The 251-nt window shown below is 64.1% G+C and carries 1 protein-coding gene; it reads left to right on the top strand.

Annotated elements, in window-relative coordinates; translation table 11 throughout:
* A partial coding sequence (locus tag DBV14_RS31085) for a porin (RefSeq protein WP_124465454.1) occupies positions 1-251 on the top strand: 251 nt, incomplete at both ends.

Genomic DNA, 251 nt, shown 5'->3' with positions numbered 1-251 from the left:
GAACGACACCGTGTTCGATCCCTTCGGCACCAACGGCTCGGGCTCCAGCGTGATCAACACGGTGGGCGGAAGCAGTGGCATCGGCAACACCAACTACGCGCGTGCCAGCAACATGGTCGGCTACTTCCTGCCGCCCAACCTTGGCGGCTTCTATGGCCAGGTGCAGTACAGCTTCAACGAGAACACCAAGACCAGCGCGACGGACACCACGGCGGCCACGAGCAGCAGCGCCGGCCGTTATGTCGGTGGCC

The organism is Variovorax sp. KBW07 (assembly GCF_003852515.1).
Taxonomy (GTDB): domain Bacteria; phylum Pseudomonadota; class Gammaproteobacteria; order Burkholderiales; family Burkholderiaceae_C; genus Variovorax.
Note: the sequence above shows the minus strand (reverse complement) of the source record. Positions and strands in the feature narration are given on the sequence as shown.